Consider the following 21,154-nt stretch of genomic DNA (forward strand, 5'->3'; position numbering starts at 1 on the left):
TCAGCCGGCCGCCGGCTCCAGGCGCTTGAAGATCTCCGCGGCGTCGAACGCGGACCACACCGCCGGGAAGGCGTACATGTCGTCCTCGGTGGGCCAGCCGGTGAACCCGCCGACGTTCCACTCGCTCGTGGTGCCGCCGGTGAGGATCGGGATGTACGGCATGTCCTCGACGACCGCGGCCTGGATGGTGTCGAAGTACGGCTGCCGGGCCTCGGCGTCGTCCAGCGGCATGGTCTTCAGGGACTCGAGCGCGGCGTCCACGTCCGGGTTCGCGTACCGGGAGTAGTTGTTGCCCGCCGCCTCGCCGACCGGGGCGCCCGTCGCCGACGAGAAGAAGTACGTGTACAGGTAGTACGGGTCGGGTGCCGGGCCCTGCCACAGCGAGTCGATCGCGAGCTGGAAGTTGCCCTGCGTGCGGCGCTCGGTCCACTCGTTCCACGACGACTGCGCGGTCTGCACGTCGATGCCGGCGGCCTTGGCCTGCTGCGCGATGGTCTGCACCGCGGTGATGTAGTCGGTCCAGCCGGTGACGACCTCGACCGTCACGGTGAGGCGCTCGCCGTCCTTGGCGTAGATGCCGTCGGAGCCCTTGGCCCAGCCGGCGGCCTCGAGCACCGCGGCGGCGCCCTCGGGGTCGGCCTTCTCGGGGGCGACCGGCTCCTCGACGTCGGCCGAGATGGTGGCCTCCTGCGTGGAGGTCAGCGCGAACGTCGGCGAGATCTCGGAGGCGGTCTCCTCGAACGCGAGCTGGTTGAGCTGGGTCCGGTCCATCGCCAGGTACAGCGCGTGCCGGACGGCCGGGTCGGTCTGCGGGCCGGAGCAGCCGAGCTCGACGCTGGAGCAGGTCGCGAGCACCATCTGGTTCTGCGCGGCGGTCAGCGTGTCGTACCCGGGGAAGTTCTCGGCGACGTTCTGGATGTCCGGCACCGGGCCGGTCTGCCAGTCGATGGTGCCGTTCGCGATGCCGTCGGCGCCCGCGGTGTTGCCGGACAGGGACAGGAACCGGATCGTCTTCACGGCCGGCTCGCCGCCCCAGTAGTCGGGGTTCGCGGTGTAGGTGAAGGCCTGCGGCTTGAAGTCGCCGAGCACGTACGCCCCGGTGCCGACCGGGTTCTCGACGACGTCGGCGGTCGGGTCGACGTCGGCCCACAGGTGCTCGGGGACGATCGGCACCCCGGACAGCACGTCCGGGCCCTGCACGAACGCGGGCGCCTCGAACGCGAAGGTCACGTGGGTGTCGTCGGTCGCGGTCGCGGTGCCCGCGTAGCCGACGTTGTTGATGGCCGGGGTGCTCGCGAGCAGGTCGTAGGTGAACACCACGTCGTCGGCGGTGAACGGCTCGCCGTCGCTCCAGGTGACGTCGTCGCGGAGCGTGACCTGCAGCTCGGTGCCGTCGTCGTTCCAGGTGTACTCGGTGCCGAGCAGCGGCACCGGGTCGGACTCGGCGGCCTTGTTGATGAAGAACAGCTGCTCGTAGATCGCGCCCAGCCCGCCGATGCGCGAGGGCGAGAACGGGTTGAAGTTGACCTGGTAGTCGCCGGACTGGCCGGTGTAGGCGACGAGCGTCGTGCCGTCGCCGGAGGCGCCGGTGCTGCCCGAGCCGCCGCCGTCGCCGCCGCTGCACGCGGCGAGGAGGGCGAGCGTCGCGGCGCCGGCGACGAGGGGGACGACGCGGCGGGCGCGGCGCCGGTGCGTGCGTGCTGACCTGAGGAACATCGCTGGTCCTTTCCACCCGTCGCGGCCGACGGTCTGGTCGTGGCCGCGTCGTCGCGGCCCGGGGAAACGCAGGCATATCGTTACGTGCTTAAATTAAGCATGTCAAGATATGGTCGGGACATGCGAGCACCTCGTGCCGCGACCGGGGCGCTCGTCCTCGACCTGATCCGCACGCGGGGAACGGTCAGCAGGGTCGAGCTCGCCGACCGGTCCGGGCTCACCGCGGCCACCATCACGCACGTCGTGCGGGACCTCATGGCCGAGGGCCTCGTGCACGAGGTCGGCCGGGTCACCGGTGGCGTCGGCTCGCCCCGGCGGCTGCTGGAGCTGGACGCCGGGGCCTGGTTCGCCGTGGGCGTGCAGCTCGACCGGTGCGCGAGCAGCGTCGTGGTCACCGACTTCGCGGGGCGGCGGGTCGCGTCCGCCGGCGTCCGCGGCGTGGGCCGGGGCGCGCCCGACGACACCCTGCCGGTTCTCGCCCGGCACATCGACCTGCTGCTCGCGGGGGCCGGCATCCCGCGCGACCGGGTGCTCGGCGTCGGGCTGGTCACCCACGGGCCCCAGGACCGCGCGGCCGGCGCCGTGCTCACCGGGCAGCCCACGCCCGAGTGGCGGGACTACCCGCTCACCGGGACGCTCTCCCGGCTGCTCGGGCTGCCGGTGCTGCTGGAGAACGACGCGACCGCCGCCGCCGTGGGCGAGCAGTGGGTCGGGGCCCTCGACGTCGACACCTTCGGCGTGCTCTACATGGCGACCGGTGTGGGCGGGGGCGTGATCGCCGGCTCGGAGGTGTACCGCGGTGGCACCGCCAACCCCGTCGAGATCGGGCACGTCCCGGTCGACCCCGCGGGACCCGCGTGCGCGTGCGGCAACCGGGGGTGCGTCGAGGCGCTCGCGGGCCCCGGGGCGGTGGTCGCCGGCGCGCTGCGGGACCGTGCGACGGCGAGCCGGCTCGGGCTGACCGGTGGGCCCGACGCGGTGCTCGCCGACTTCCAGCGGGTGGCGCGGGCCGCGGTCGCGGGCGACGCGGCGTGCGCGGCGCTGCTGGCGGCGTCCGCCCGGCACCTCGGCACCGCGGCCGTGACGCTGATGAACCTGTTCGACCTCGATACCGTGGTGCTCGCCGGGCCCGCCTTCGGCGTCGCCGGGCCGCTGTACGTCGCGGGGGTGCAGGCGGTGGTCGAGGCCGGGGCGCTCGCGCGGCTGCTGCGGCCCGTGCGGGTGCAGCTGTCCCGCGACGTGCGGGTGTCCGCGGCGGTGGGTGGGGCGCTGGTGGTGCTGCGGTCGCCGCTCGGGCGGCCGGGGGCGGCAGCGGCGCCGGGCGCGATCGGCGCGGTCGGTGCTCCCGCCGCGACCGGTGCGTCCGCCGCGTCCGCCGCGACTCGTGCGCCTGCCGCGTCCGCCGTCCCCGCCGTCCCCGTGTAGACCCGTCCGACCCGACCGTCCGACTCGAAGGAGAGCCCGTGACCGACCCGACCCCCACCCCCGCGCCCGACCCGGCGTCCTGGACCCTGCTGCGCCGCGACGGCGTCGCCGTCGTCCTGGCCCACCCGCGCGACGGTCTGCCCGAGGTGCAGCACTGGGGCGCCGACCTCGGGCCGCTGGCCCCGGCGGACCTCGCCGGGCTGCGGGCCGCCGCGGACCGGCAGACCCCCCCGGGCACGCTCGACGCCGCCGCGCACCCGTCGCTGCTGCCGCAGGACACCGACGGCTGGCCGGGTCGCCCGGGGCTGCAGCTCGTGCGCGACGGCGTGCCGCTCACCCCGCGGTGGCGGGCCGAGCCGCCCGCCGCGGACGCGGACGGCCACGCGGTCGAGGTCGTCGCCCGCGACGCCGCCGCCGGGCTGGTGCTGCGCTCGCGGCTGCACCTGGAGCCCGGCGGGCTGCTCGGGGTCGACCACCGGCTGGAGGTGGCGCCGGACGCGCCCGGTCCCGTCGAGGTGCAGGCCCTGGAGGCGGTGCTGTCGGTGCCCACCCGCGCGGACGTGGTCACCACGTTCGCCGGCCGGTGGACCCGGGAGAAGGTGCCGGCGACCGGCCCGCTGCCGCGCGGGTCCCTGGCGCGGCAGACCCGGCGCGGCCGCCCGGGCCACGACCACCCGTGGCTGCTGGCCCTGTCGGCCGCGGCGCCGCGCGACCGGGACGGCGAGGTCTGGTCCGTGCACCTCGCGTGGCCCGCGGACGCCACGTACCGCACCGACCGGCTGCCCGACCAGCCGACGCTGCTCGGCGCGGGCGAGCTGCTCCGGGCGGGCGAGGTCGTGCTCGCGCCGGGGGAGGCGTTCGCGGCGCCGACGGCGTGGTTCGCGTGGTCCGGCGCGGGCCTCGACGGCGTGTCCGCGCGGTTCCACACCTTCCTGCGCGCGCGCCCGCAGCACCCCCGCACGGAGCGGCCCCTCGTGCTCAACACCTGGGAGGCGGTCTACTTCGACCACGACCCGGCGACGGTGCTCCGGCTCGCGGAGCGGGCGGCGCAGATCGGGGTCGAGCGGTTCGTGCTGGACGACGGCTGGTTCCTCGCGCGCCGCGACGACACCCGCGGGCTCGGGGACTGGGTGGTCGACCGGACCGTGTGGCCGGACGGGCTCGGGCCGCTCGCGGAGCGCGTGCACGCGCTCGGCATGCAGTTCGGCCTCTGGTTCGAGCCCGAGATGGTCAGCCTCGACTCCGACCTGGCGCGGGCGCACCCCGACTGGCTGCTGCACGCCGCCGACCGCGTCCCGGACCCCGAGGGGCTGTCGTACCGCACCCAGTACGTGCTCGACCTGGCCCGGCCGGAGGCGCGGGAGCACGTCCTGGGTCAGGTCTCGGCCCTGGTGGCGGAGCTCGGGATCGACTTCATCAAGTGGGACCACAACCGCGACCTGGTCGACGCCCGGCACGACGGCCGGCCCGGCGTCGACGCGCAGACCCGGGCGGTCCTGGGCCTGATGGCGGAGCTGAAGGCGCGGCACCCGGGTCTGGAGATCGAGTCCTGCTCCTCGGGCGGCGCGCGCAGCGACCTCGGCGTCCTCGAGGTCGCCGACCGGGTGTGGGCGTCCGACTCCAACGACGCCGTCGAGCGGCAGGACATCCAGCGGTGGACCGGGCTGCTGCTGCCGCCGGAGCTCGTCGGGGCGCACGTCGGGCCCCCGACCTCGCACAGCTCGGGCCGGACGCTCGATCTGCCGTACCGGCTGGGGACGAGCCTGATGGGCTCCGCCGGCTTCGAGTGGGACGTGCTGTCCTGCTCGGACGAGGAGGTCGAGGTGCTCACCCGGTTCGCGGGGCTGTACCGGGAGCTGCGGCCGCTGATCCACACCGGGACCGCCGTGCACGCGGACGTGCGGGACCCGGCGCTCCGGGTGGTCGGCGCGGTGGCGCCCGACGGGTCGGCGGGGGTGTGGACGGTCGCGACCGTCGCCGCGCTGGAGGACGCCCGGCCGGAGCCGGTCCGGTTGCACGGGCTGCGCCCCGACGTGCGGTACCGGGTGCGGGTCCGCGACGAGGTGGGCGCCGCACGCTGGGGCTGGATCACGCCCCCGTGGCTGGCCGCGGGCGAGGTGACCCTGCCGGGCCGGGTGCTCGGCGAGGTCGGGCTGCAGATCCCCGCGCTGTGGCCGGCGCAGGCGCTGGTGCTGCACGCCACGGCGGTCTGAGGCGGCGACGCGGCGGGCGGGGGCGGCGGGCCGGTGTCGCGCCGCCTCCGCTCAGCCGGGCGGCGGGACCGGCGCACCGCCGGGCGGCGGCGCCGTCGAGCCGCGCGCGACGACCCGCACGCCCGGGGTGCGGGTCGTCGCGGGCAGGCCGCCCGCGACCGCGCGCAGCAGCACCTCGGCCGTGAGCGCGCCGAGCTCGTGCACGTCGCGGCTCACCACGGACAGCGGCGGGTGCGAGATGCGCACGTTCGCCGAGTCGTCCCAGGCCAGCACCGACAGGTCCTGCGGGACCCGCACGCCGAGCCGCGCCGCCTCGCGCAGGCCGGCCAGCGGCATCAGGTCGTTGTCGTACACGATCGCCGTGGGCGGCTCGGGCAGCGCGAGCAGCTCGGCGGTGCGCAGGGCGCCGCTCGCCGCGCCGTAGTCGCCCTCCCGGCGCACCACCGCGATCCCGGCGGCGGCCGCGGCCTCGTGGAACGCCGCGGCGCGCACCCGGGTGTGCCGGTAGCGCTCCGGGCCGGACACCCACCCCACCCGGCGGTGGCCGAGGTCCGCCAGGAACGCGACCGCGGTGCGCATCGCGTCGTCGTTGTCGTAGTCGACGACCCACCGGCCGTCGCCGGGCTCGCCGCCGAGCAGCACGGACGGCAGCCCGAGGTCCCGGCAGACCTGCTCGCGGGGGTCGTCGGCCACCAGGTCGGAGATCACCACGGCGTCGACGAGCCCGTCCCGGGCCCAGCGGCGGTAGGCCACCAGCTCCGCGTCCAGGTCCGGCACGACGTGCACGAACACGCTCGCGCCGTGCGCGTCGAGCTCCTCCTCCATGCCCGCCAGCAGGTCCGTGTAGAAGGGCTCCAGCGCGCCGTCGTCGTCGGCCGGCAGCAGCGCCAGCCCCACGCGGACGCCGCTGCCCGGCCGCCGGTCGGGCGGCGTCGGCGTCGTCATGCGCGCAGCATCGCACGCCGCGCGCGGCGGGGGTGTGCCGCCGTGCCATGCTGAGCGGCATGGACGGCGTCGAGGTCGGGCAGGGCGCCGGGCGGCGGGGCGGCCGCGCGCCGTCGACCACGCGCTCCCGGGTGCTCGACCTGGTCCGCACCCGCGGGCCGATCAGCCGGGTCGAGCTCGCGGAGCTGACCGGGCTGACCCAGGCGGCGATCTCGCACGCGGTGCGAGCGCTGCTCGACCAGGGGCTGCTCCGCGAGAGCGGCGCGCGCGAGTGGACCGGCGGCAAGCCGCGCGTGATGCTCACGCTCGACCCTCTGGCCCGGTGCGCGGTGGGCGTGCAGCTCGGCGCGGACTGGCTGGTCGTCGTGCTCATCGACGCGCGCGGCGCCGTCGTGGCCCGGACCCGGGTGCGCGGCGCGCGCGAGGAGGACCCCGACGCGGTCGTCATCGGCATCGCGGGGGAGATCGACGTGCTGCTCCGGGCAGCCGGCATCGGGCGGGACCGGGTCGCCGGCGTGGGCCTCGCGGTCCCGGGCACCCTGGACCTCGACGCGGGCGCCATCACGGTCTCCCGCTCGCTGCACCGGTGGCAGGGCTTCCCGGTGCGGGCCGGTCTCGCGGGGGCCGTCGGCCTGCCGGTGGTGCTGGACAACGACGCCACCGCCGCGGCCGTCGGCGAGTACTGGGCCGGCCGCACCGCCGGGTCGGTCGCGCACTGCACGCTCTACATGGGTGCCGGGATCGGCGCGGGCGTCGTCGTCGGCGGCACCGTGCACCGCGGCGCCAGCGGGAACCCGGGGCCGCTGGGCCGGATGCACCTGCACCGCGCCGGGCACGAGCCCGGGCCGACGCTCGAGGAGCTCGCCGCGCCGCACGCGGTCGCCCGGCGGGCCCGCGAGGCGGTGGCCGCGGGTCGCACGACCACGGCGCGGCTCAGCGCGGACGGCGACCCGATCACCGACTTCGGGGCGCTGGCCACCGCCGCCGTCCAGGGCGACCCGCTCGCGCTCGAGCTCGTCGAAGACTCCGCGGAGTACCTGGCGGACGCCGCCGTGACCGCCGCGAACCTGCTGGACGTCGACTCGGTGGTGCTGGCCGGGCCCGCGTTCAGCACGGCGGGGTCGCTCTACGCGCAGGTCGTCGAGCGGCGGCTGCGGGCCGAGCTGCACGCGGCCGACCGGCACGGGGTGCGGGTGGCGCTCGCGGCGCACGTCGCGGACGCGGCGGCGGTGGGGGCCGCGGCGCTGGTGCTGCAGGAGGACCTGGCGCCGCGGCGGGGGTGACGCGCCGGGCGCCGTGCCGGGTCGGGAGGCGGTGGGCGGTGCCGGGTCAGCGCCGCCGGGTCAGCAGCTCCAGGCTGACGGCGTCGACCAGCAGCCCCTGGTCCGCGCGCACCCACCGGTCGCCGGTGGCCCGGTGCTCCGCCAGCGTGGCGAACCGGTACCCGTACATCCGGGCCCGCACCCACCGGGGGCGCTCGCCGTGGAACGGGTCGTGCGCCAGCAGCCGCAGCGTCGGCCGGTCGGCCTCCAGCAGCTTCCCGAGGAACGGCACGAACCAGCGCAGCTGCGCCGCCGACCCGAGCGCGAGGAACCACATCAGCCAGTCGAGCCGCAGGTGGTACGGCGCGTACTGCCGCGGCAGCCGCCGGACGTCGCCGGGCTTGCCGCGGAACCCGTACTCGAGCCACGTCGCGTCGCCGGGGTCCTCGTCCCGGGTGCCCTCCACCACCACCTCGGTGCGCCGACGCGTGATCGTGCCGAACGCGCCGTAGGCGTTGACCAGGTGGAACGGGTTGAACGACGCGTTCATCCGCTGGTTCCGGGACACCAGGTTGCGCGCCGGCCAGAACGACAGCACGACGCACAGCGCGGTGACGGCGAGCACGACCGCGACGAACCACGGCGGTGGATCGGCCGGCGGCGCGCCGGTGCGGACGTCGACGCCGACCAGCCCGAGGACCGCGGCCCAGGACCGGTCGTCGACCGCCGAGGCCGCCAGCACGATGGTCAGCCAGTTCAGCCAGGCGAAGTTGCCGGACAGCACCAGCCAGAGCTGCGTCACGATCATGATCGCCGCCGCCGTGCTCGCCACCGGGCCCGGGACCAGCAGCCCGAACGGCACCACCAGCTGCGCGACGTGGTTCGCGGCGACCTCGACGCGGTGCAGCGGGCGGGGGAGCAGGTGGAACAGCCGGCTCGCGGGGCCTGGCATCGGCTGGGTCTCGTGGTGGTAGTACAGCGCCGTCAGGTCGCGCCAGGCGGGGTCGCCGCGCCACTTGATGAGCCCGGCGCCGAGCTCGAGCCGGAACACCAGCCACCACAGCAGCGCGAGGACGGTCCACGGCGGGGCGACGTCGTCCGAGCCCAGGAACGCCACGAGGAACCCGGCCTCCAGCAGCAGCGACTCCCACCCGAACCCGTAGAACGTCTGCCCGACGTTCACCACCGACAGGTACAGCACCCACAGCACGGCGAAGGCGAGCAGCGGCAGCCACGGCGGCCCCTGCTGCGGCAGCCCGGCGACCAGCACCGCGGCGACCAGGAGCCCGACCCAGCCGAGGCCGACGAGCAGCCGGTCGGAGTACCGCCAGGCGAACAGGCTCGGTGCGGCCCGGAACGGCACCCGCTCGGTGAACGCCGGGACGGGGAGCAGGCCGTGCTCGCCGAGCAGCGGGCGGAACTGGCGCAGCACGTTCACGAACGCGAGCACGTAGACGGCGGCCACCCCGCGCTGCGCGACCGCCCGGGCGATCGTGTACCCCTCCGCGCCGAACCACTCCATCGCCCACCCCCGTCCGCGCCGCCTCGCCCCGCCCTCGCCCCCCGGCCTCCCAGCCTCGCCCCCCTCGCCGAGATGGCAACTCTCAGCTGTCGTCCGGGCTCCCGGCAGAGCCGAGAGCTGCGGGCGCCGCCCGCCGACTCTGCACTTCCGGACTGTGTTCCGTCCTCTCGCGGCAGTCCGAGTTCGGAGAGTCGGCGGAGCACGCCGCGCGGAGGGGAGGAGATCGTCGTGAGGCGGGGGGTTCACGCAAGAGCAGTAGCGATATATCGTTAGCGTCATGCGATACAACGACACATCAGACGAGTTCGAGAGCGAGGGCCGCGACGAGCGGTCCGGTCGCGGCCCGCACGGGTCGCACGAGGGGCACCGCGGGCGCGGGCGGGGGTTCGGCGGCCACGGGCCGCGCGGCTTCGGCCCGGGCGCGGGGTTCGGTCCCGGTGGGGGCTTCGGCCCCGGGGGTCCCGGCGGGTTCGGCCCGGGCGGTTTCGGCCCCGGCGGGTTCGGTCCCGGCGGCCGGCGCGGCCGGCGACCGCGCGGCGACGTCCGCAACGCGATCCTGCTGCTGCTGGCCGAGCAGCCGATGCACGGGTACCAGCTGATGGAGGCGATCGCGGAGCGCAGCGACGGCCGGTGGCGCCCGAGCCCCGGCGCCGTCTACCCGACCCTGAACCTCCTGGAGGACGAGGGCGTCGTGACGCTCACCGCCTCCGCGGGCCGCAAGCTCGCCACGCTGACCGAGGAGGGACGCGCCCTCGTCGAGCGGGACGGTGCGTCCTGGCCGGACCCGTTCGCGGCCGGCGACGCCGAGCAGGGCGTGGACCTGCGCGCCGAGGTCGGGCCGCTGCTCGAGGCCGTCCGGGCCGTGGGGCGCGGCGGGACCGAGGCGCAGCGGGTGCGCGCGGGCGAGATCCTCGCCGAGGCGCGCCGGTCGGTGTACCGCGTGCTGGCGGGCGATGACCCGGCGCCGGCCCCGGGCGCCTTGGCCCCGGACGCCCGGGCCCCGGAGGGCCCGACCGCCTGACGGCGGGCACGGCGCCCACCGCGCTCGTGCCCGGCCGCCCGGCCCACCCGGCCCACCCGGCCCACCGGTCCTGGCCGGGTCGTCGGGCTCCACCAGCACCTCTCGGGCTCGCCCGGCAGCCGGAGTGGATCCGTTCGAGCCGACACGCCGGGGCGTGTCGGCTCGAACGGATCCACTCGCCGCCGGTGGGAGGCGACCCCGACGCACGAGCGCGGGCGGGTCAGGGCCAGACGTGCGCCTGCTCGGCGAAGTCCGCCGGGTCGCTGTGCACCGGGATCACGCACAGCAGGTGCCCGCCCGGTACGCGCAGCGTGCGGCAGTCCAGCCAGCCGCCGACCTCGACCGCGCCGAGGTCGAGCAGCCGCGCGGTCTCGGCGGCGACGTCGTCGGTCTCCATGTCGAGGTGGTACCGCGCCGGGCCGCCGATCGACTGCACGGCGGCGACCAGCCCGGGGACGGGGTCCTCGAGGTGGGTGAACTGCTCCTCGTCCGGCACCGACCACGAGGCCACGCCGGTGGCGGCGGACCAGAACCGGGCCGCTGCGGCGGCCTCGGCGTGCGGGGCGTCGATGAGCAGGGTCGAGATCCGGCTGCGGTGCACGGGCATCCTCCTCGATGTCCCGACGGACGGTAGCGCTCCCACCACCCCGACCACCAGTACCGCGGGTCTGTCCCGGTCAGTCGCCGTCGGTGCCGACGCCCACGGGCACCGGGCGCGCGACGCCCGGAGCACCCGCCGCGCCGCCGCCCGCCGTCCGCCGGGTGTGCGTCTCGATCGCGGCCAGCACCACGGCCAGCACCGCCGCGGCGAGCAGCGTCGCGCGCGTGCCCAGCGCGCCCGGGGCGCTCGCCACCGCGCCGATCCCGGCGCCGCCGGCGAACGCCAGCACGATCAGGGCCAGTCGCTGCGCGACCACGCGCTGGGTGCGGTCGTAACCGCTGAGCCACTCGTAGGCCGCGGTCACGAGGGTGCGCAGGTTCCCGGTGGTCATCGTCGTGCTGTAGGTGGTGTCCCGGACGAGTCGGAATGTCGTGACCTGCAGCGCGGCGACGAACGCCACCGCCATGGTCGTCACGAGCGTCGGCACGGAGCGCGGCAGGCCCGCGACCGCGACCAGCACGGCGATCTCGGCGAGCAGCACCACGCGCGTCGGGTCGTCGAGCCCGGGCAGCCGGCGGTGCGCCGCCAGCCACTCCGCCGCGACCAGGCCCAGCACGAACGCGCCGAGGATCGGCAGGTAGCCCGCGGCCTGGGCCCACCGGCCCTCGGCGGCGTGGATCGCCACGAACACGACGTTGCCGGTCTGGGCGTTGGCGAACACGCCGCCGTGCGCCACGAACGTGTAGGCGTCGAGGAAGCCGCCGACGACGGCGAGCGCGGCCCCGGTCGCGGGGTGCTCGGGGCGGGTGCGGACCCTCACGGCTCGCGCCGCCCCTCGGGGGTGGTGCGGGTCGGTCGCTGCCGGGTCACGCCGCTCACGTTCCCCAGTATGCGCCTGGTCGTCCCATGACTTGACGGGACCATCGGCCCTGGTCGGCCCGCACCGCCCCCGCGGCTCAGCCCTCCGCGAGCAGCGCCGGGATCTGCCCCACGGCCTCGCGCATGCCCTCCTCCATCCCCATCGCGATCACCTGGGCCATCGCCTCGGCGTCCGGGAACTGCGTGGTGATGGTCATGCGCGTCCCGCCGTCGACGGGCGTGAGCTCGGTGCGCATCATGGCGGCGGGCATGGCGTCGTCCGGGTTGCCGTCGGCGTCGGAGAACCCGTCCTGGATCTCGATCGAGCGCGGGGGGTCGACGGCGAGCACGCGCCACCAGCCGTGCGCCCGCGTCCCGTCCGGCCCGGTCATCCAGTACCGCGACTCGGCGCCGGGGGTGAGGTCGTGCGCGGGGAACGTCGCCGGCCACCCCGGAGGGCCCCACCAGCGGGAGAGCTGGTCGCCCTCGGACCACAGCCGCCACACCCGCTCGGGCGGGGCGTCGAGCTCGGTCACCACGGTGAGCGTCAGCGCGTCGGTGTCCTTGATGGTGTCGACGACGGTCATGAGGCGTCCCCTTCTCGCGTGTCGTCGAGGATCTCCGCCATGCGGTCGATGCGGCCGCGCCAGATCTCCTCGTACCGGTCGAGCAGCCGTGCGGCCGCCCGGATGGTCGCGACGTCGGCGTGGACGACCTGCTCGCGGCCGTGCCGCTGCTTGGTCACGAGGTGCGCGCGCTCCAGCACCGCCACGTGCTTCTGCACGGCGGCGAAGCTCATGTCGTAGGAGCGCGCGAGGGCGGTCACCGACGCCTCCCGGCGCAGCACCCGCGTGACGATGTCACGGCGGGTGGCGTCGGCCAGCGCGGCGAACACCCGGTCCACCTCGTCGGGGTCGAGCTGACGTACAACCATGTGGTTGTACGTTACTCGGATGTGGCGCAGATCACAAGCGCGGCTCGGTGCGCGCTCGCCCCGGTCGCGAGCAGGTGGTTCAAGTCGTGGCAAACCATGACATCTCGGACTCGGTGGAGGCAGCGCCCCGTGGGTCGAAACGGGCTCAAGCCGGGCAGATTGCCACGCGCGCGGCGCTCCAGGGGGACGATTTGGTCACAGATGCCGCAAAACAGGACGCGCGTTGCAATCGCGCAGAAAATGACCTGGTGTCAGGTGTCCCCTCGCGCCCCGAGTTCCGGGATGCCGCGGCCCTCTTCTCGCAAATGCCTGCGCGCGGCAAATGCTCCCTGCTAGCGTCCGGATCGTGGGGGCATCCAGTCCGGGGATCGACGGACGACGACGAAGGAAGAGATTCATGACTCACGCACGTCCACTTCTGGAGAAGGTGTTGCGGGTGGCTGCCGCGGCGTTCATCGCGCTGGTGGGATCGGTCGGCCTCGCAGGCGCCGCCTCGGCCGCCGCGGGTGACTGCCCGTCCACGTACGCCTGCATCTGGCGGGACGCGAACTACGTGACGGGTACGTCCGGCACCGCGCACGTGAAGTTCCACTCGTGCCACCACGACTTCCGCCTGTCGAACTACGCGGGCACGACGATCAACGCGAACGACAGCGCGTCGTCGGTCTCGAACCGCGGGACGGTGTCCTCCGCGTCGTTCTACCTGGACACTCTGTACGCGGGCCCTTCCTTCACGCTCGCCAAGGGCACGGGGGACGGCAACCTCAGCGACTCGTCGGGGAATGCCCCCGGGGGTTTCAACGACAAGCTCAGCTCGGCCAAGTTCGTGTCTTTCGGCGCGGCCTGCCGGTAATTCGTCTCCGCGCCGCGGGGTGCCGTTCACGCACCCCGCGGCGCCTGGTAGGGAGTGCCTGAATGAGCGTGCCTAGACCAGTGGTCCATTCCGCCGTCACCGTGCTCGTCGCGGTCGGCCTGGTGGGGTGCTCCGCGAGCAGCCCCGACGCGGCGCAAGGACCGAGCATCCTCGTCGAGAAGAACCGCGTGATGTGGGTGATGCCGCTCGACGCCTACGTGGTGGCGGAGCAGCTCGACTCCGCGGTCGACGTCTTCATCGAGCCGTGCATGCGAGAGCGCGGATTCGTGTACCGGCGTCCGCCCGTCGACGTGACCAAGCGGTCCGAGACCGCGTCCGTGAGCGGGCGGCGCCTGTTCAACGTCGAGGTGGCGAAGCAGTGGGGCTACAGCGGGGCGCCTGACCCGAACGCCGACGTGCTGCGGGCGGCTGCGGCGGAGTCGACGCACTGGTCGGCGGAAGAGCAGGACCAGTACGAGGAGTGCCTGAGAGATGCCCGTGAGCAGTTCCCCGCCCAGCGGATCAACAACTTCGTCTCCGGCCTGACGGTGTCCACCTGGAGTGGAGCCAAGAACGCCCCGGAGGTCCTCGAGGCGGCCGAGCGCTGGGTGCAGTGCATGCGGCCGCTGGGGTTCTCCGACCTCCCCGCCGGTCCGAACGCCGACGGGGGCGGGACACCCACGCCGGCGATGGTGGAGGCCTACACCGGAGTCCCGTACGACGCGACCTTCGACGGTGCGGCCCCCGAGCAGACGGCCGAGCAGAGGGCCGAGGAGATCCGGATCGCGACCTTCGACGCCGAGTGCCAGGAGAGCTCGGGATACGCCCAGGCGCTCTACGACGCCGAATGGGATCGCCAGGTCTCCGTCGTGCGCGAGAACGAGGGGGCCCTGACCAATCTGCTCGACGAGAAGGCGGCCTACGAGGAGAAGGCCGACAGGATCCTGCGTGAGGCTGGGCAGAGTTGACGGGCGCTCGACGCACCGTCATGTCCCTCGTGGTCGCGGGCACGCTCGTCGGCGGACTCGTCGGCGGCTGGTTCGCCGCGGAGAGGCTCCAGTCCCCGGCGCAGGTCGCGGCCCGCGCGGAGCCTCCGAAGCCGTCGGACATCCTGGCCACGGTGACAGTCGGCGAGCTCACGGAGCAGGTCACCGCCCGCTCGGAGATCGTGCGCGAGTCGGCGAGCAGCGTCGAGGTGGCGCTGGCCGGCGCCGAGCAGAGCGTCGTGACCGCGAACCGCGTGCCCCCCGGCTCGGACCTGCGACCGGGGGCGGCAGTCCTCGAGGTCAACGGCCGCCCGGTCATCGCCACGACCGGTGCGTTCCCGTACTACCGGGACATGGCCGAGGGGGACACGGGTCCCGACGTGGAGCAGCTGCAGCGGTTCCTGATCAGCTGCGGCTACCGGACCGGTGGTGTCGGGCAGTTCGGCCCCCAGACCGCCTGGGCCGTGCGGCAGCTGTACCGCGCGATCGGTCACGAGGTCGTCCTGCGTGAGGAGGCCGCGCCGTCCGATGGCACGACGGCGACCGGAGCGCAGAGCGTGGCGGCCGCGGTGCCGGCTGGTCCCTCGTCCGAGGAGGACCCGGAGGGCGGACCGGGGGAGCCGCCCGCCGACGAGGGCGCAGCGGCGCCGGCCGCCACCCGACAGGTGGTGGTGGTTCCCCGGAGCGAGCTCATCGTGCTGGGGTCGCTGCCGGTCGTCACGGGAGACGTCCCAGCGGTGGGCACCGTGCTGACCCCCGAGAACTCCGCCCTGACCTTCGGTCAGGGGCAGGTCGTCGCACGAGCGAAGATCGCCGTGACGGTCCTGCCCGTGCTCGCCGAGGGGATGCCGGTCGTCCTCACCGGTGCGGACGGAACCACGATGGACGGAACCCTGGGCCCCGTCCCCGCCGTCACGGTCGGCGGGGAGGACGCCTCGGCCGAGGTCGCGGTCCCGCTCGTCACGGAGGCGATCGACGAGGCGTGGCTGGACGCGAACGTGCTGACCGTGATCACGGTGACGGCCGTCGCCGACCAGGCGCTCCGGGTCCCCTCGCGCGCGGTCGTCCCCCGCGCGGACGGCTCGTGGGTGGTCCTGCGCCGCGCCGCGGACGGGTCCTTCGAGGAGATCGCGGTGCGCGAGCTCGGCCGGCTGGGTGGCACCAGCGCCATCGAGCCGACCGCGACCGGCGGGCTGTCCGAGGGGGACGAGGTGAAGGTGGAGTGACCACCTTCAGCCTGGCCGGCGTCACGAAGACCTACCCGGGCGTGCAGCCCGTGCACGCGCTGCGCGGCGTCGACCTGGACATCGGCCCGGGCGAGTTCGTCGTGATCGAGGGCCCGTCGGGCAGCGGGAAGTCGACGTTGCTGAACGTGCTCGCGCTGCTCGACACCCCCACGGGCGGGCAGTTCCTGATCGACGGCCGCGACACCGCCGAGCTGGACGAGCGCGAGCGGGCCCGCGTGCGGGGCGAGGCCTTCGGGTTCGTCTTCCAGGGCTTCCACCTGATGGACCGCCGCACCGTGGTGGACAACGTCGAGCTCGGCATGTTCTACGCGGGCCTGCCCGCGGACGAACGCCGGCGCCGCGCCCTCGACGCGCTGGACCGCGTCGGCCTCGCGGACACGGCGCACCGCCGCGCGAACGAGCTGTCCGGGGGGCAGCGCCAACGGGTCGCGATCGCACGGGCGCTCTCCGTCGGCTCGGGCGTCATCGTGGCCGACGAGCCGACCGGGAACCTGGACACGGAGACCAGCGGGACCATCCTCGCCCTGCTGCAGGAGCTGAACGAGGCCGGCACCACGGTCGTCCTCGTCACGCACTCGGCCGAGATCGCGGCCGGAGCGCCGCGCCGTCTGCTGGTGCGGGACGGCCGGATCGTCGCCGGTCCTCCCGGGATCGCTCGGGCGGCGCGCGAGGGCGCGGACCGCGTCGCCGCGCCGACCGCCGCCGACGCACCTTCGCGCCGTCCACGGCTCTCCCCGCTCGCGATCGTCCGCGACGCGGCCGCCTCGGTCCGGTCCCGGTGGGGACGCACGGCGACGCTCGCGGCCTCGGTCGCCGTCGGTGTCGCGCTGGCGCTCACCACGATCGGGTTGTCCGAGTCCGCGCAGGCTCAGGTGTCCGAGCGGTTCGACGCCCAGCTCAACCGTGCCGTCGCCCTCGAACGCTCCGTCCCGGACCCGGAGCCCGACGCTCCTGTGGTGATCGACGGCACCACGGGCGGGGTGTCGCCGGAGTCCGTCGCGACGCTCGGGGCGTTGCCGGGAGTCGACTTCGGTGCGCTGCTCACCCGCAACGAGTCGGTCTCGGTCGCGCTTCCCGGTGGTCGCTCACCGCCGGCCGACGCCTTCCTGATGGGCGCGACGGAGGACATCGTGCCGGCCGCCGAGCTGGACGTGCGGTGGGCGGGTGATGTGCCCGCCGCGCTCGGCGACGACGAGGTCCTGCTCGGGCGCATCCTCAGGATCGACCTCGGCCTCGGCCCGCTGAGCGCGCGGCCGCAGGTGCTGCTGGACGGACGCCCGTTCGTCGTCCGCGGGATCGTCGAGAGCGGTATCCGCGTCACCAACGTCGCGCAGGCGGTCATCACGACGGTGGACGTCGCGGCGACCCTGCGCACGCCGAACGCCGACGAGGTCTACCTCCTCACCGCCGCCGGCGCGGCGGGGCAGGTCGCGAGCCAGGCTCCGCTCATCCTCCGGCCACAGGCACCGGAGTCGTTCACGGTCAGCATCCCGCCGGACCCCGCGACCCTCCGGGGGCAGGTGGAGGGCGACGTCCGCACGATCCTCCTCGTGCTGACGGGTGTCGCGGTCCTCGCATCGGTGGTCTCCCTGACCAGTGCGATGACGATGTCCGTGCTCGAGCGCTCCCGGGAGTTCGGCATGCGGCGTGCCATCGGGGCCCAGGCCCACCAGATCAGCGGTCTCGTCATGAGCGAGGCCGCGCTCGTCGGGGCGATGGGGGGCGTCGTCGGGGCGGCGACGGGCGTCGTCGCGCTCCTGGTGATCACGATCGTGCGACGGTGGACGCCCGTCCTCGATCTCGGCCACGTCCCGCTCGCCGTCGCGGGAGGGATCGCCGTCGGCGTCGTCGGCGGTGTCGCGGCGTCCGTCCGTGCTCGACGGATCCAGCCGAGCGACGCGCTGCGCAGCTGAGGGGGCGCGCCCGCTCGCGCGGACCCGTAAACGACCCGGCCCGGCCGGGGGCAGGGCAGACTGGCCCGCATGATCGCCGCCGGACTGGTGCTCGCCGCGCTCGCGGCCCTGGTGCACGTGTACATCTTCACGCTCGAGTCGCTGACGTGGACCTCGCCCCGGACCCGGGCCGTGTTCGGCACGACGCCCGAGGGCGCCGAGGCCACGCGGGAGCTCGCGTTCAACCAGGGCTTCTACAACCTGTTCCTGGCGGTGGTCGCGGCGGCCGGCGTGGTCGCCACGGCGACCGGCGCGACGTCGGTCGGCGCCGCCCTGGTGCTGGCGGGCACCGGCTCGATGCTCGCCGCGGCGCTGGTGCTGGTGCTCTCCTCGCCGGACAAGGCGCGGGCGGCCGCGACACAGGGGGCGTTCCCGCTGCTCGCGGTGGTCGCGACGCTGGCCGGCCTGCTCGCCTGAGCCGGGGCCGGGGCCGGGGCCGGGGCCGGCCGGCCTAGGACGTCACGTCCGCGGTGGTGAACCGGGCCCACGCGAGCGCCCCGAACACCGCCACCCAGGCCGCCTGCACCGCCAGCCCGGACCCGACCACACCCCAGTCGACCTGCACCCGCAGGAACTCGGCGAAGTCGAACCAGTGGTGCGTGAGCAGCCCCGGGTGGATGGCCGAGAGCTGCGGCAGCGAGTCGAGGACCGTGGACACCACGGACACGACGACGGTCGCGGCCATCGCCCCGACCGGCACCTCGGTGAGCGTCGAGAAGAACAGCCCGACGGCGACCAGCCCGGTCAGCGACAGCCCGACGTAGGCGACGATCCCGGCGACCCGCAGGACGCCCTCGCCGACGGGCACGGTGCTCCCGGACAGCAGCACCACGTCGTGCACGCCGAAGAACGCCGCCCCGACGAGCAGCCCGGTCACCGCCACGGCGAGCACCGCCGCCGCGGCGAAGGTCAGCGCGGCGAGCGCCTTGACGGCGAGCAGCCGGCCCCGGGGGACGGGCACGACGAGCAGGTAGCGCAGCGTGCCGGCCGACGCCTCGCCCGCGACCGCGTCGCCGGACGCGATGCCGATGCACAGCGGCAGCAGGAACGGCAGGCACAGGAACAGCGCGGCGACGACCAGGAACAGGCCGTTGCCGGTCACCTGGGCGAGGAACGCGGGCCCCTGGCCGGACAGCGCGCTGTCCCGGGTGACCAGCAGCACCGTCCCGATGACGACCGGCACCAGCGCGAGGCCGGCGAGCAGCACGAGGTTCCGTCGCCGGCCCAGCACGAGGCGCAGCTCCGACCGCAGCAGCCGGGCGAACGCGACGGGGGCGGGCGCGGCGACCGGCGCCGGAGCGGGGGAGCCGCCGGGGCCGTCCAGCACCTCAGCGCGCGACATCGAAGCCCTCCCCGGTCAGCTCGACGAACACCTGCTCGAGGCTCGGGCGGTCGACGGCCAGGCCGACCAGGTCGACGCCCGCGTGCACCAGCGCGGCCGAGACCTTCTCCGGCGGCGTGGGCCCGAGCGCGGCGGTGAGCCGGGCCGTGCCCGCCCCGCCGGGGAGCGCCCGGTCGTCGCGCGCCACCTCCGCGAGCCCCAGGCCGCGGAGCACCTCCGCGGCGGTGTCGGCCTGGCCGGACCGCGTGGTCACGGCGAGCCGGGCGCCCTCGCGGTCGGTGAGCGCGGCGCGCTCGCCCTGCAGCAGCAGCCGCCCGCGGCTCATGATCCCGACGTGGGTGCAGACCTGCTCGATCTCGGCGAGCAGGTGCGACGACACGAGCACGGTCGCGCCGCCGTCCGCGAGCTCGCGGACCAGGTGCCGCACCTCGCGGGTGCCCTGCGGGTCGAGGCCGTTGGTCGGCTCGTCCAGCACCAGCAGGTCGCGGGGCTGCAGCAGCGCGGCGGCGAGGCCCAGCCGCTGCTTCATGCCCAGGGAGTACTGCCGGTACGGCTTGGTGGCCGCCGCGCCGAGGCCCACCCGGTCGAGCGCCGCGTCGGCGCGCCGCCGGCTGGTGCGCGGGTCCGCGGTCGCGTCGCCGGCGTCGAGCCGGGCGAGGTTCGCCCGGCCGGTCAGGTACGGGTGGAAGGCCGGCCCCTCGACCAGGGCGCCGACCCGGGGCAGCACGCGCGCCGCCTCCTCGGGCATCGCGGCGCCGAGCAGCCACGCGCGCCCGGCGGTCGGGTGCGCGAGGCCGAGCAGCATCCGGATGGTGGTCGTCTTGCCGGACCCGTTGGGCCCGAGGAACCCGTACACCGCACCGCGGGGCACGGCCAGGTCCAGGCCGTCGACCGCGACCTGGCCGGACCGGAACCGCTTGGTCAGGCCCGCGGTCCGGACGGCCAGGTCGCCGTCGTGGTGCGCCTCGCTCATGCCGCGGCGCGCAGCGCGTCGGCCGGCACGGAGCCGACCAGCACCCGGCCGTCGTCCGTGATCAGCACCGACAGCAGGGTCGAGCTCAGCAGCCGGCCCTCGGGGACCGCGGTGGTGAGCTGGTCGTACAGGGCGGTGGTGTCGAGCGAGGGGCGCCCGGGGTTGCCCTCGTCGTCGCTGGGCACGAACTGCTGCACCAGGTCCTGCGCCTCCTCGGAGCCGAGCACCCGGTCCGCGCCGGGCACGGTGGCCAGCGACGCGGCGTCGCCGCCGACCAGGCCCGCGACGTCGACGTCGCTCAGCGTGACGACCGTCGACCACCCCGAGCCGGCGACCGCGACGCCGTCCGGCAGCGCGGGGACGGCGGCCGGGTCGGCGCCGTCCGGCAGCGCAGGCGTCTCCGGCAGCGGCACGACGACCTCCTCGGTGGTGGCGCCGGCCGGCGCGGAGAACGCCAGCACGGAGTCGTCCGGCGCGGTGAAGACCACGTCGGTGAAGCCGACCTCGAGCGAGGGGGCCGCCCCGTCGGAGGTCGACCAGGCCTGCACCCGCAGGGGCTGCGCGGTGGCGGCGTCCACCGCGACCACGACCCGGGACACCAGGGTGCCGTCGTCGGTGGGGCTGACGACCAGCTGGTAGGCGTCCCGCCCGGCGACCGTCGTCGGGCTGTCGACCGTGACGTCCGCGTCCTGCTCGGCGAGCGCCAGCACCTGAGCCGCGGCCGCCTCGGGGGTCGGCAGGTCGGCGCCGGGGGCCGCGGCGGCCCGGTCGGCGAGCGCCTGGTATCGGGCCACGTCGGCGGGGTCGAGCGTGTAGTGGGTGACCGCGTCGTCGGTGGAGGAGTAGGTCCACGCCTGCGCGCCGTCGTGCACGACCGAGTACTCGGAGGTCGCGCCGAGCAGCGAGACGCGGGAGCGCTCGGCGCCGTCGGACCAGAGCCGCAGCGTCGAGGAGCCACCGAGCAGGTTGAGCGGGTCGGCGCCGGTCATCTCCGCGGGCAGCTCGGGCAGGCCCAGGCGCGCGGTGTAGACGACGGTGCCCTGCACGGGCGTCGGCTCGGCCGCGGCCACCCGGCTCAGCAGGTCCTGGGCGGTGACCTGGGGGAGGTCGGCGTCGCCCGGGGAGGCGAGCGCCGGGACGCCGACCGCGGCGGCCACCGCCACGGCGACGACCCCGGGCACCGCCCAGCGGGCGCGGGGGGAGAGGGGGCGGCGGGGGCGCTCGGTGTCGGCCATGCGTCCACTGTGCGGCACCGGCCCTGAGGCGGGGCTGAGAACGCCGGCGCGCGCGGGGCCGCCCCGCGC

19 protein-coding genes are annotated in these 21,154 nt (G+C 75.5%); 9 read left to right on the forward strand and 10 right to left on the reverse strand.

Features of this window, described 5'->3' with window-relative positions:
- The gene (locus FS882_RS15775) at window positions 1-1,716 is read right to left on the reverse strand and encodes an ABC transporter substrate-binding protein (RefSeq protein WP_158374362.1); all 1,716 of its coding nucleotides are present in this window, start codon (window positions 1,714-1,716) and stop codon (window positions 1-3) included.
- Window positions 1,717-1,836: 120 nt separating this feature from the next.
- On the opposite strand from FS882_RS15775, the gene FS882_RS15780 reads away from it, so the two are divergent.
- Together FS882_RS15780 and FS882_RS15785 are read left to right on the forward strand one after the other, a co-directional pair.
- Window positions 1,837-3,141, forward strand: a complete 1,305-nt coding sequence (locus tag FS882_RS15780; RefSeq protein WP_187365330.1) for an ROK family transcriptional regulator — start codon at window positions 1,837-1,839, stop codon at window positions 3,139-3,141.
- Window positions 3,142-3,179: 38 nt separating this feature from the next.
- The gene (locus FS882_RS15785) at window positions 3,180-5,354 is read left to right on the forward strand and encodes an alpha-galactosidase (RefSeq protein WP_222848240.1); all 2,175 of its coding nucleotides are present in this window, start codon (window positions 3,180-3,182) and stop codon (window positions 5,352-5,354) included.
- Window positions 5,355-5,405: 51 nt separating this feature from the next.
- On the opposite strand, the gene FS882_RS15790 is transcribed toward FS882_RS15785, so the two are convergent.
- A complete protein-coding gene (locus FS882_RS15790) occupies window positions 5,406-6,299 on the reverse strand; it encodes a LacI family DNA-binding transcriptional regulator (protein WP_158374366.1) in 894 nt (297 codons plus the stop codon).
- A 59-nt stretch (window positions 6,300-6,358) separates the two neighbouring features.
- On the opposite strand from FS882_RS15790, the gene FS882_RS15795 reads away from it, so the two are divergent.
- Window positions 6,359-7,582 carry an ROK family transcriptional regulator gene (locus FS882_RS15795; protein WP_187365331.1) on the forward strand — a complete coding sequence of 408 codons (1,224 nt, stop codon included), beginning with the start codon at window positions 6,359-6,361 and terminating at the stop codon, window positions 7,580-7,582.
- Window positions 7,583-7,628: 46 nt separating this feature from the next.
- On the opposite strand, the gene FS882_RS15800 is transcribed toward FS882_RS15795, so the two are convergent.
- A complete protein-coding gene (locus tag FS882_RS15800) occupies window positions 7,629-9,083 on the reverse strand; it encodes a lipase maturation factor family protein (protein WP_158374370.1) in 1,455 nt (484 codons plus the stop codon).
- Window positions 9,084-9,360: 277 nt separating this feature from the next.
- Here FS882_RS15800 and FS882_RS15805 point away from each other — a divergent pair, with 277 nt between their 5' ends.
- Window positions 9,361-10,104: a PadR family transcriptional regulator gene (locus FS882_RS15805; RefSeq protein WP_158374372.1), complete on the forward strand. Its 744-nt coding sequence runs from the start codon at window positions 9,361-9,363 to the stop codon at window positions 10,102-10,104.
- A gap of 220 nt (window positions 10,105-10,324) precedes the next feature.
- Here FS882_RS15805 and FS882_RS15810 read toward each other — a convergent pair whose 3' ends face one another.
- From FS882_RS15810 to FS882_RS15825, 4 genes are all read right to left on the reverse strand, one after another.
- The gene (locus FS882_RS15810; protein ID WP_158374374.1) at window positions 10,325-10,705 is read right to left on the reverse strand and encodes a VOC family protein; all 381 of its coding nucleotides are present in this window, start codon (window positions 10,703-10,705) and stop codon (window positions 10,325-10,327) included.
- 76 nt (window positions 10,706-10,781) lie between these two features.
- On the reverse strand, window positions 10,782-11,525 hold the full coding sequence (locus tag FS882_RS15815) for a YoaK family protein (protein ID WP_158374376.1): 744 nt from the start codon (window positions 11,523-11,525) through the stop codon (window positions 10,782-10,784).
- A gap of 136 nt (window positions 11,526-11,661) precedes the next feature.
- Window positions 11,662-12,150, reverse strand: coding sequence for an SRPBCC domain-containing protein (locus FS882_RS15820; protein ID WP_158374378.1), 489 nt, complete (start codon window positions 12,148-12,150; stop codon window positions 11,662-11,664).
- A complete protein-coding gene (locus FS882_RS15825; RefSeq protein WP_158374380.1) occupies window positions 12,147-12,497 on the reverse strand; it encodes an ArsR/SmtB family transcription factor in 351 nt (116 codons plus the stop codon). The genes FS882_RS15820 and FS882_RS15825 overlap by 4 nt, the downstream gene beginning before the upstream one ends.
- A 436-nt stretch (window positions 12,498-12,933) precedes the next feature.
- Here FS882_RS15825 and FS882_RS15830 point away from each other — a divergent pair, with 436 nt between their 5' ends.
- The 5 genes from FS882_RS15830 to FS882_RS15850 all read left to right on the forward strand — a co-directional run bounded on the left by FS882_RS15830 (window position 12,934) and on the right by FS882_RS15850 (window position 17,952).
- Entirely contained in the window at window positions 12,934-13,350 is a 417-nt protein-coding gene (locus FS882_RS15830) for a peptidase inhibitor family I36 protein (RefSeq protein ID WP_187365332.1), read from the forward strand.
- Between the two features lie 80 nt (window positions 13,351-13,430).
- Window positions 13,431-14,318, forward strand: coding sequence for a hypothetical protein (locus tag FS882_RS15835; protein WP_158374384.1), 888 nt, complete (start codon window positions 13,431-13,433; stop codon window positions 14,316-14,318).
- Between the two features lie 20 nt (window positions 14,319-14,338).
- Window positions 14,339-15,562, forward strand: coding sequence for a peptidoglycan-binding domain-containing protein (locus FS882_RS15840; protein WP_158374386.1), 1,224 nt, complete (start codon window positions 14,339-14,341; stop codon window positions 15,560-15,562).
- Entirely contained in the window at window positions 15,559-17,496 is a 1,938-nt protein-coding gene (locus FS882_RS15845; RefSeq protein WP_187365333.1) for an ABC transporter ATP-binding protein/permease, read from the forward strand. Before FS882_RS15840 ends, FS882_RS15845 begins: the two co-directional genes overlap by 4 nt.
- Before the next feature lie 69 nt (window positions 17,497-17,565).
- On the forward strand, window positions 17,566-17,952 hold the full coding sequence (locus FS882_RS15850; protein WP_158374390.1) for a DUF1304 domain-containing protein: 387 nt from the start codon (window positions 17,566-17,568) through the stop codon (window positions 17,950-17,952).
- A 34-nt stretch (window positions 17,953-17,986) separates the two neighbouring features.
- On the opposite strand, the gene FS882_RS15855 is transcribed toward FS882_RS15850, so the two are convergent.
- Genes FS882_RS15855 through FS882_RS15865 form a run of 3 tightly spaced genes read right to left on the reverse strand, consistent with a single transcriptional unit; the run spans window position 17,987 to window position 21,085 of the window.
- Complete coding sequence (locus FS882_RS15855) at window positions 17,987-18,877, reverse strand: ABC transporter permease (protein ID WP_158374392.1); 891 nt, start codon at window positions 18,875-18,877, stop codon at window positions 17,987-17,989.
- Window positions 18,864-19,850, reverse strand: coding sequence for an ABC transporter ATP-binding protein (locus tag FS882_RS15860; RefSeq protein ID WP_158374394.1), 987 nt, complete (start codon window positions 19,848-19,850; stop codon window positions 18,864-18,866). The genes FS882_RS15855 and FS882_RS15860 overlap by 14 nt, the downstream gene beginning before the upstream one ends.
- Window positions 19,847-21,085 (reverse strand): hypothetical protein, encoded by a 1,239-nt coding sequence (locus FS882_RS15865; protein WP_158374396.1) that lies wholly within the window; start codon window positions 21,083-21,085, stop codon window positions 19,847-19,849. The genes FS882_RS15860 and FS882_RS15865 overlap by 4 nt, the downstream gene beginning before the upstream one ends.
- Window positions 21,086-21,154 lie beyond the last annotated feature (69 nt).

Source organism: Cellulosimicrobium cellulans, from assembly GCF_007679345.1.
Lineage (GTDB): Bacteria > Actinomycetota > Actinomycetes > Actinomycetales > Cellulomonadaceae > Cellulomonas > Cellulomonas cellulans_A.

What these genes read in the sequence shown, in the direction of transcription:
- FS882_RS15780 (WP_187365330.1), top strand. Translation starts at nt 1,837, where the DNA reads ATGCGAGCACCTCGTGCCGCGACCGGGGCGCTCGTCCTCGACCTGATC.
- FS882_RS15855 (WP_158374392.1), bottom strand. Translation starts at nt 18,877, where the DNA reads ATGTCGCGCGCTGAGGTGCTGGACGGCCCCGGCGGCTCCCCCGCTCCG.
- FS882_RS15805 (WP_158374372.1), top strand. Translation starts at nt 9,361, where the DNA reads ATGCGATACAACGACACATCAGACGAGTTCGAGAGCGAGGGCCGCGAC.
- FS882_RS15820 (WP_158374378.1), bottom strand. Translation starts at nt 12,150, where the DNA reads ATGACCGTCGTCGACACCATCAAGGACACCGACGCGCTGACGCTCACC.
- FS882_RS15790 (WP_158374366.1), bottom strand. Translation starts at nt 6,299, where the DNA reads ATGACGACGCCGACGCCGCCCGACCGGCGGCCGGGCAGCGGCGTCCGC.
- FS882_RS15825 (WP_158374380.1), bottom strand. Translation starts at nt 12,497, where the DNA reads ATGGTTGTACGTCAGCTCGACCCCGACGAGGTGGACCGGGTGTTCGCC.
- FS882_RS15860 (WP_158374394.1), bottom strand. Translation starts at nt 19,850, where the DNA reads ATGAGCGAGGCGCACCACGACGGCGACCTGGCCGTCCGGACCGCGGGC.
- FS882_RS15865 (WP_158374396.1), bottom strand. Translation starts at nt 21,085, where the DNA reads ATGGCCGACACCGAGCGCCCCCGCCGCCCCCTCTCCCCCCGCGCCCGC.
- FS882_RS15850 (WP_158374390.1), top strand. Translation starts at nt 17,566, where the DNA reads ATGATCGCCGCCGGACTGGTGCTCGCCGCGCTCGCGGCCCTGGTGCAC.
- FS882_RS15840 (WP_158374386.1), top strand. Translation starts at nt 14,339, where the DNA reads ATGTCCCTCGTGGTCGCGGGCACGCTCGTCGGCGGACTCGTCGGCGGC.
- FS882_RS15800 (WP_158374370.1), bottom strand. Translation starts at nt 9,083, where the DNA reads ATGGAGTGGTTCGGCGCGGAGGGGTACACGATCGCCCGGGCGGTCGCG.
- FS882_RS15775 (WP_158374362.1), bottom strand. Translation starts at nt 1,716, where the DNA reads ATGTTCCTCAGGTCAGCACGCACGCACCGGCGCCGCGCCCGCCGCGTC.
- FS882_RS15795 (WP_187365331.1), top strand. Translation starts at nt 6,359, where the DNA reads ATGGACGGCGTCGAGGTCGGGCAGGGCGCCGGGCGGCGGGGCGGCCGC.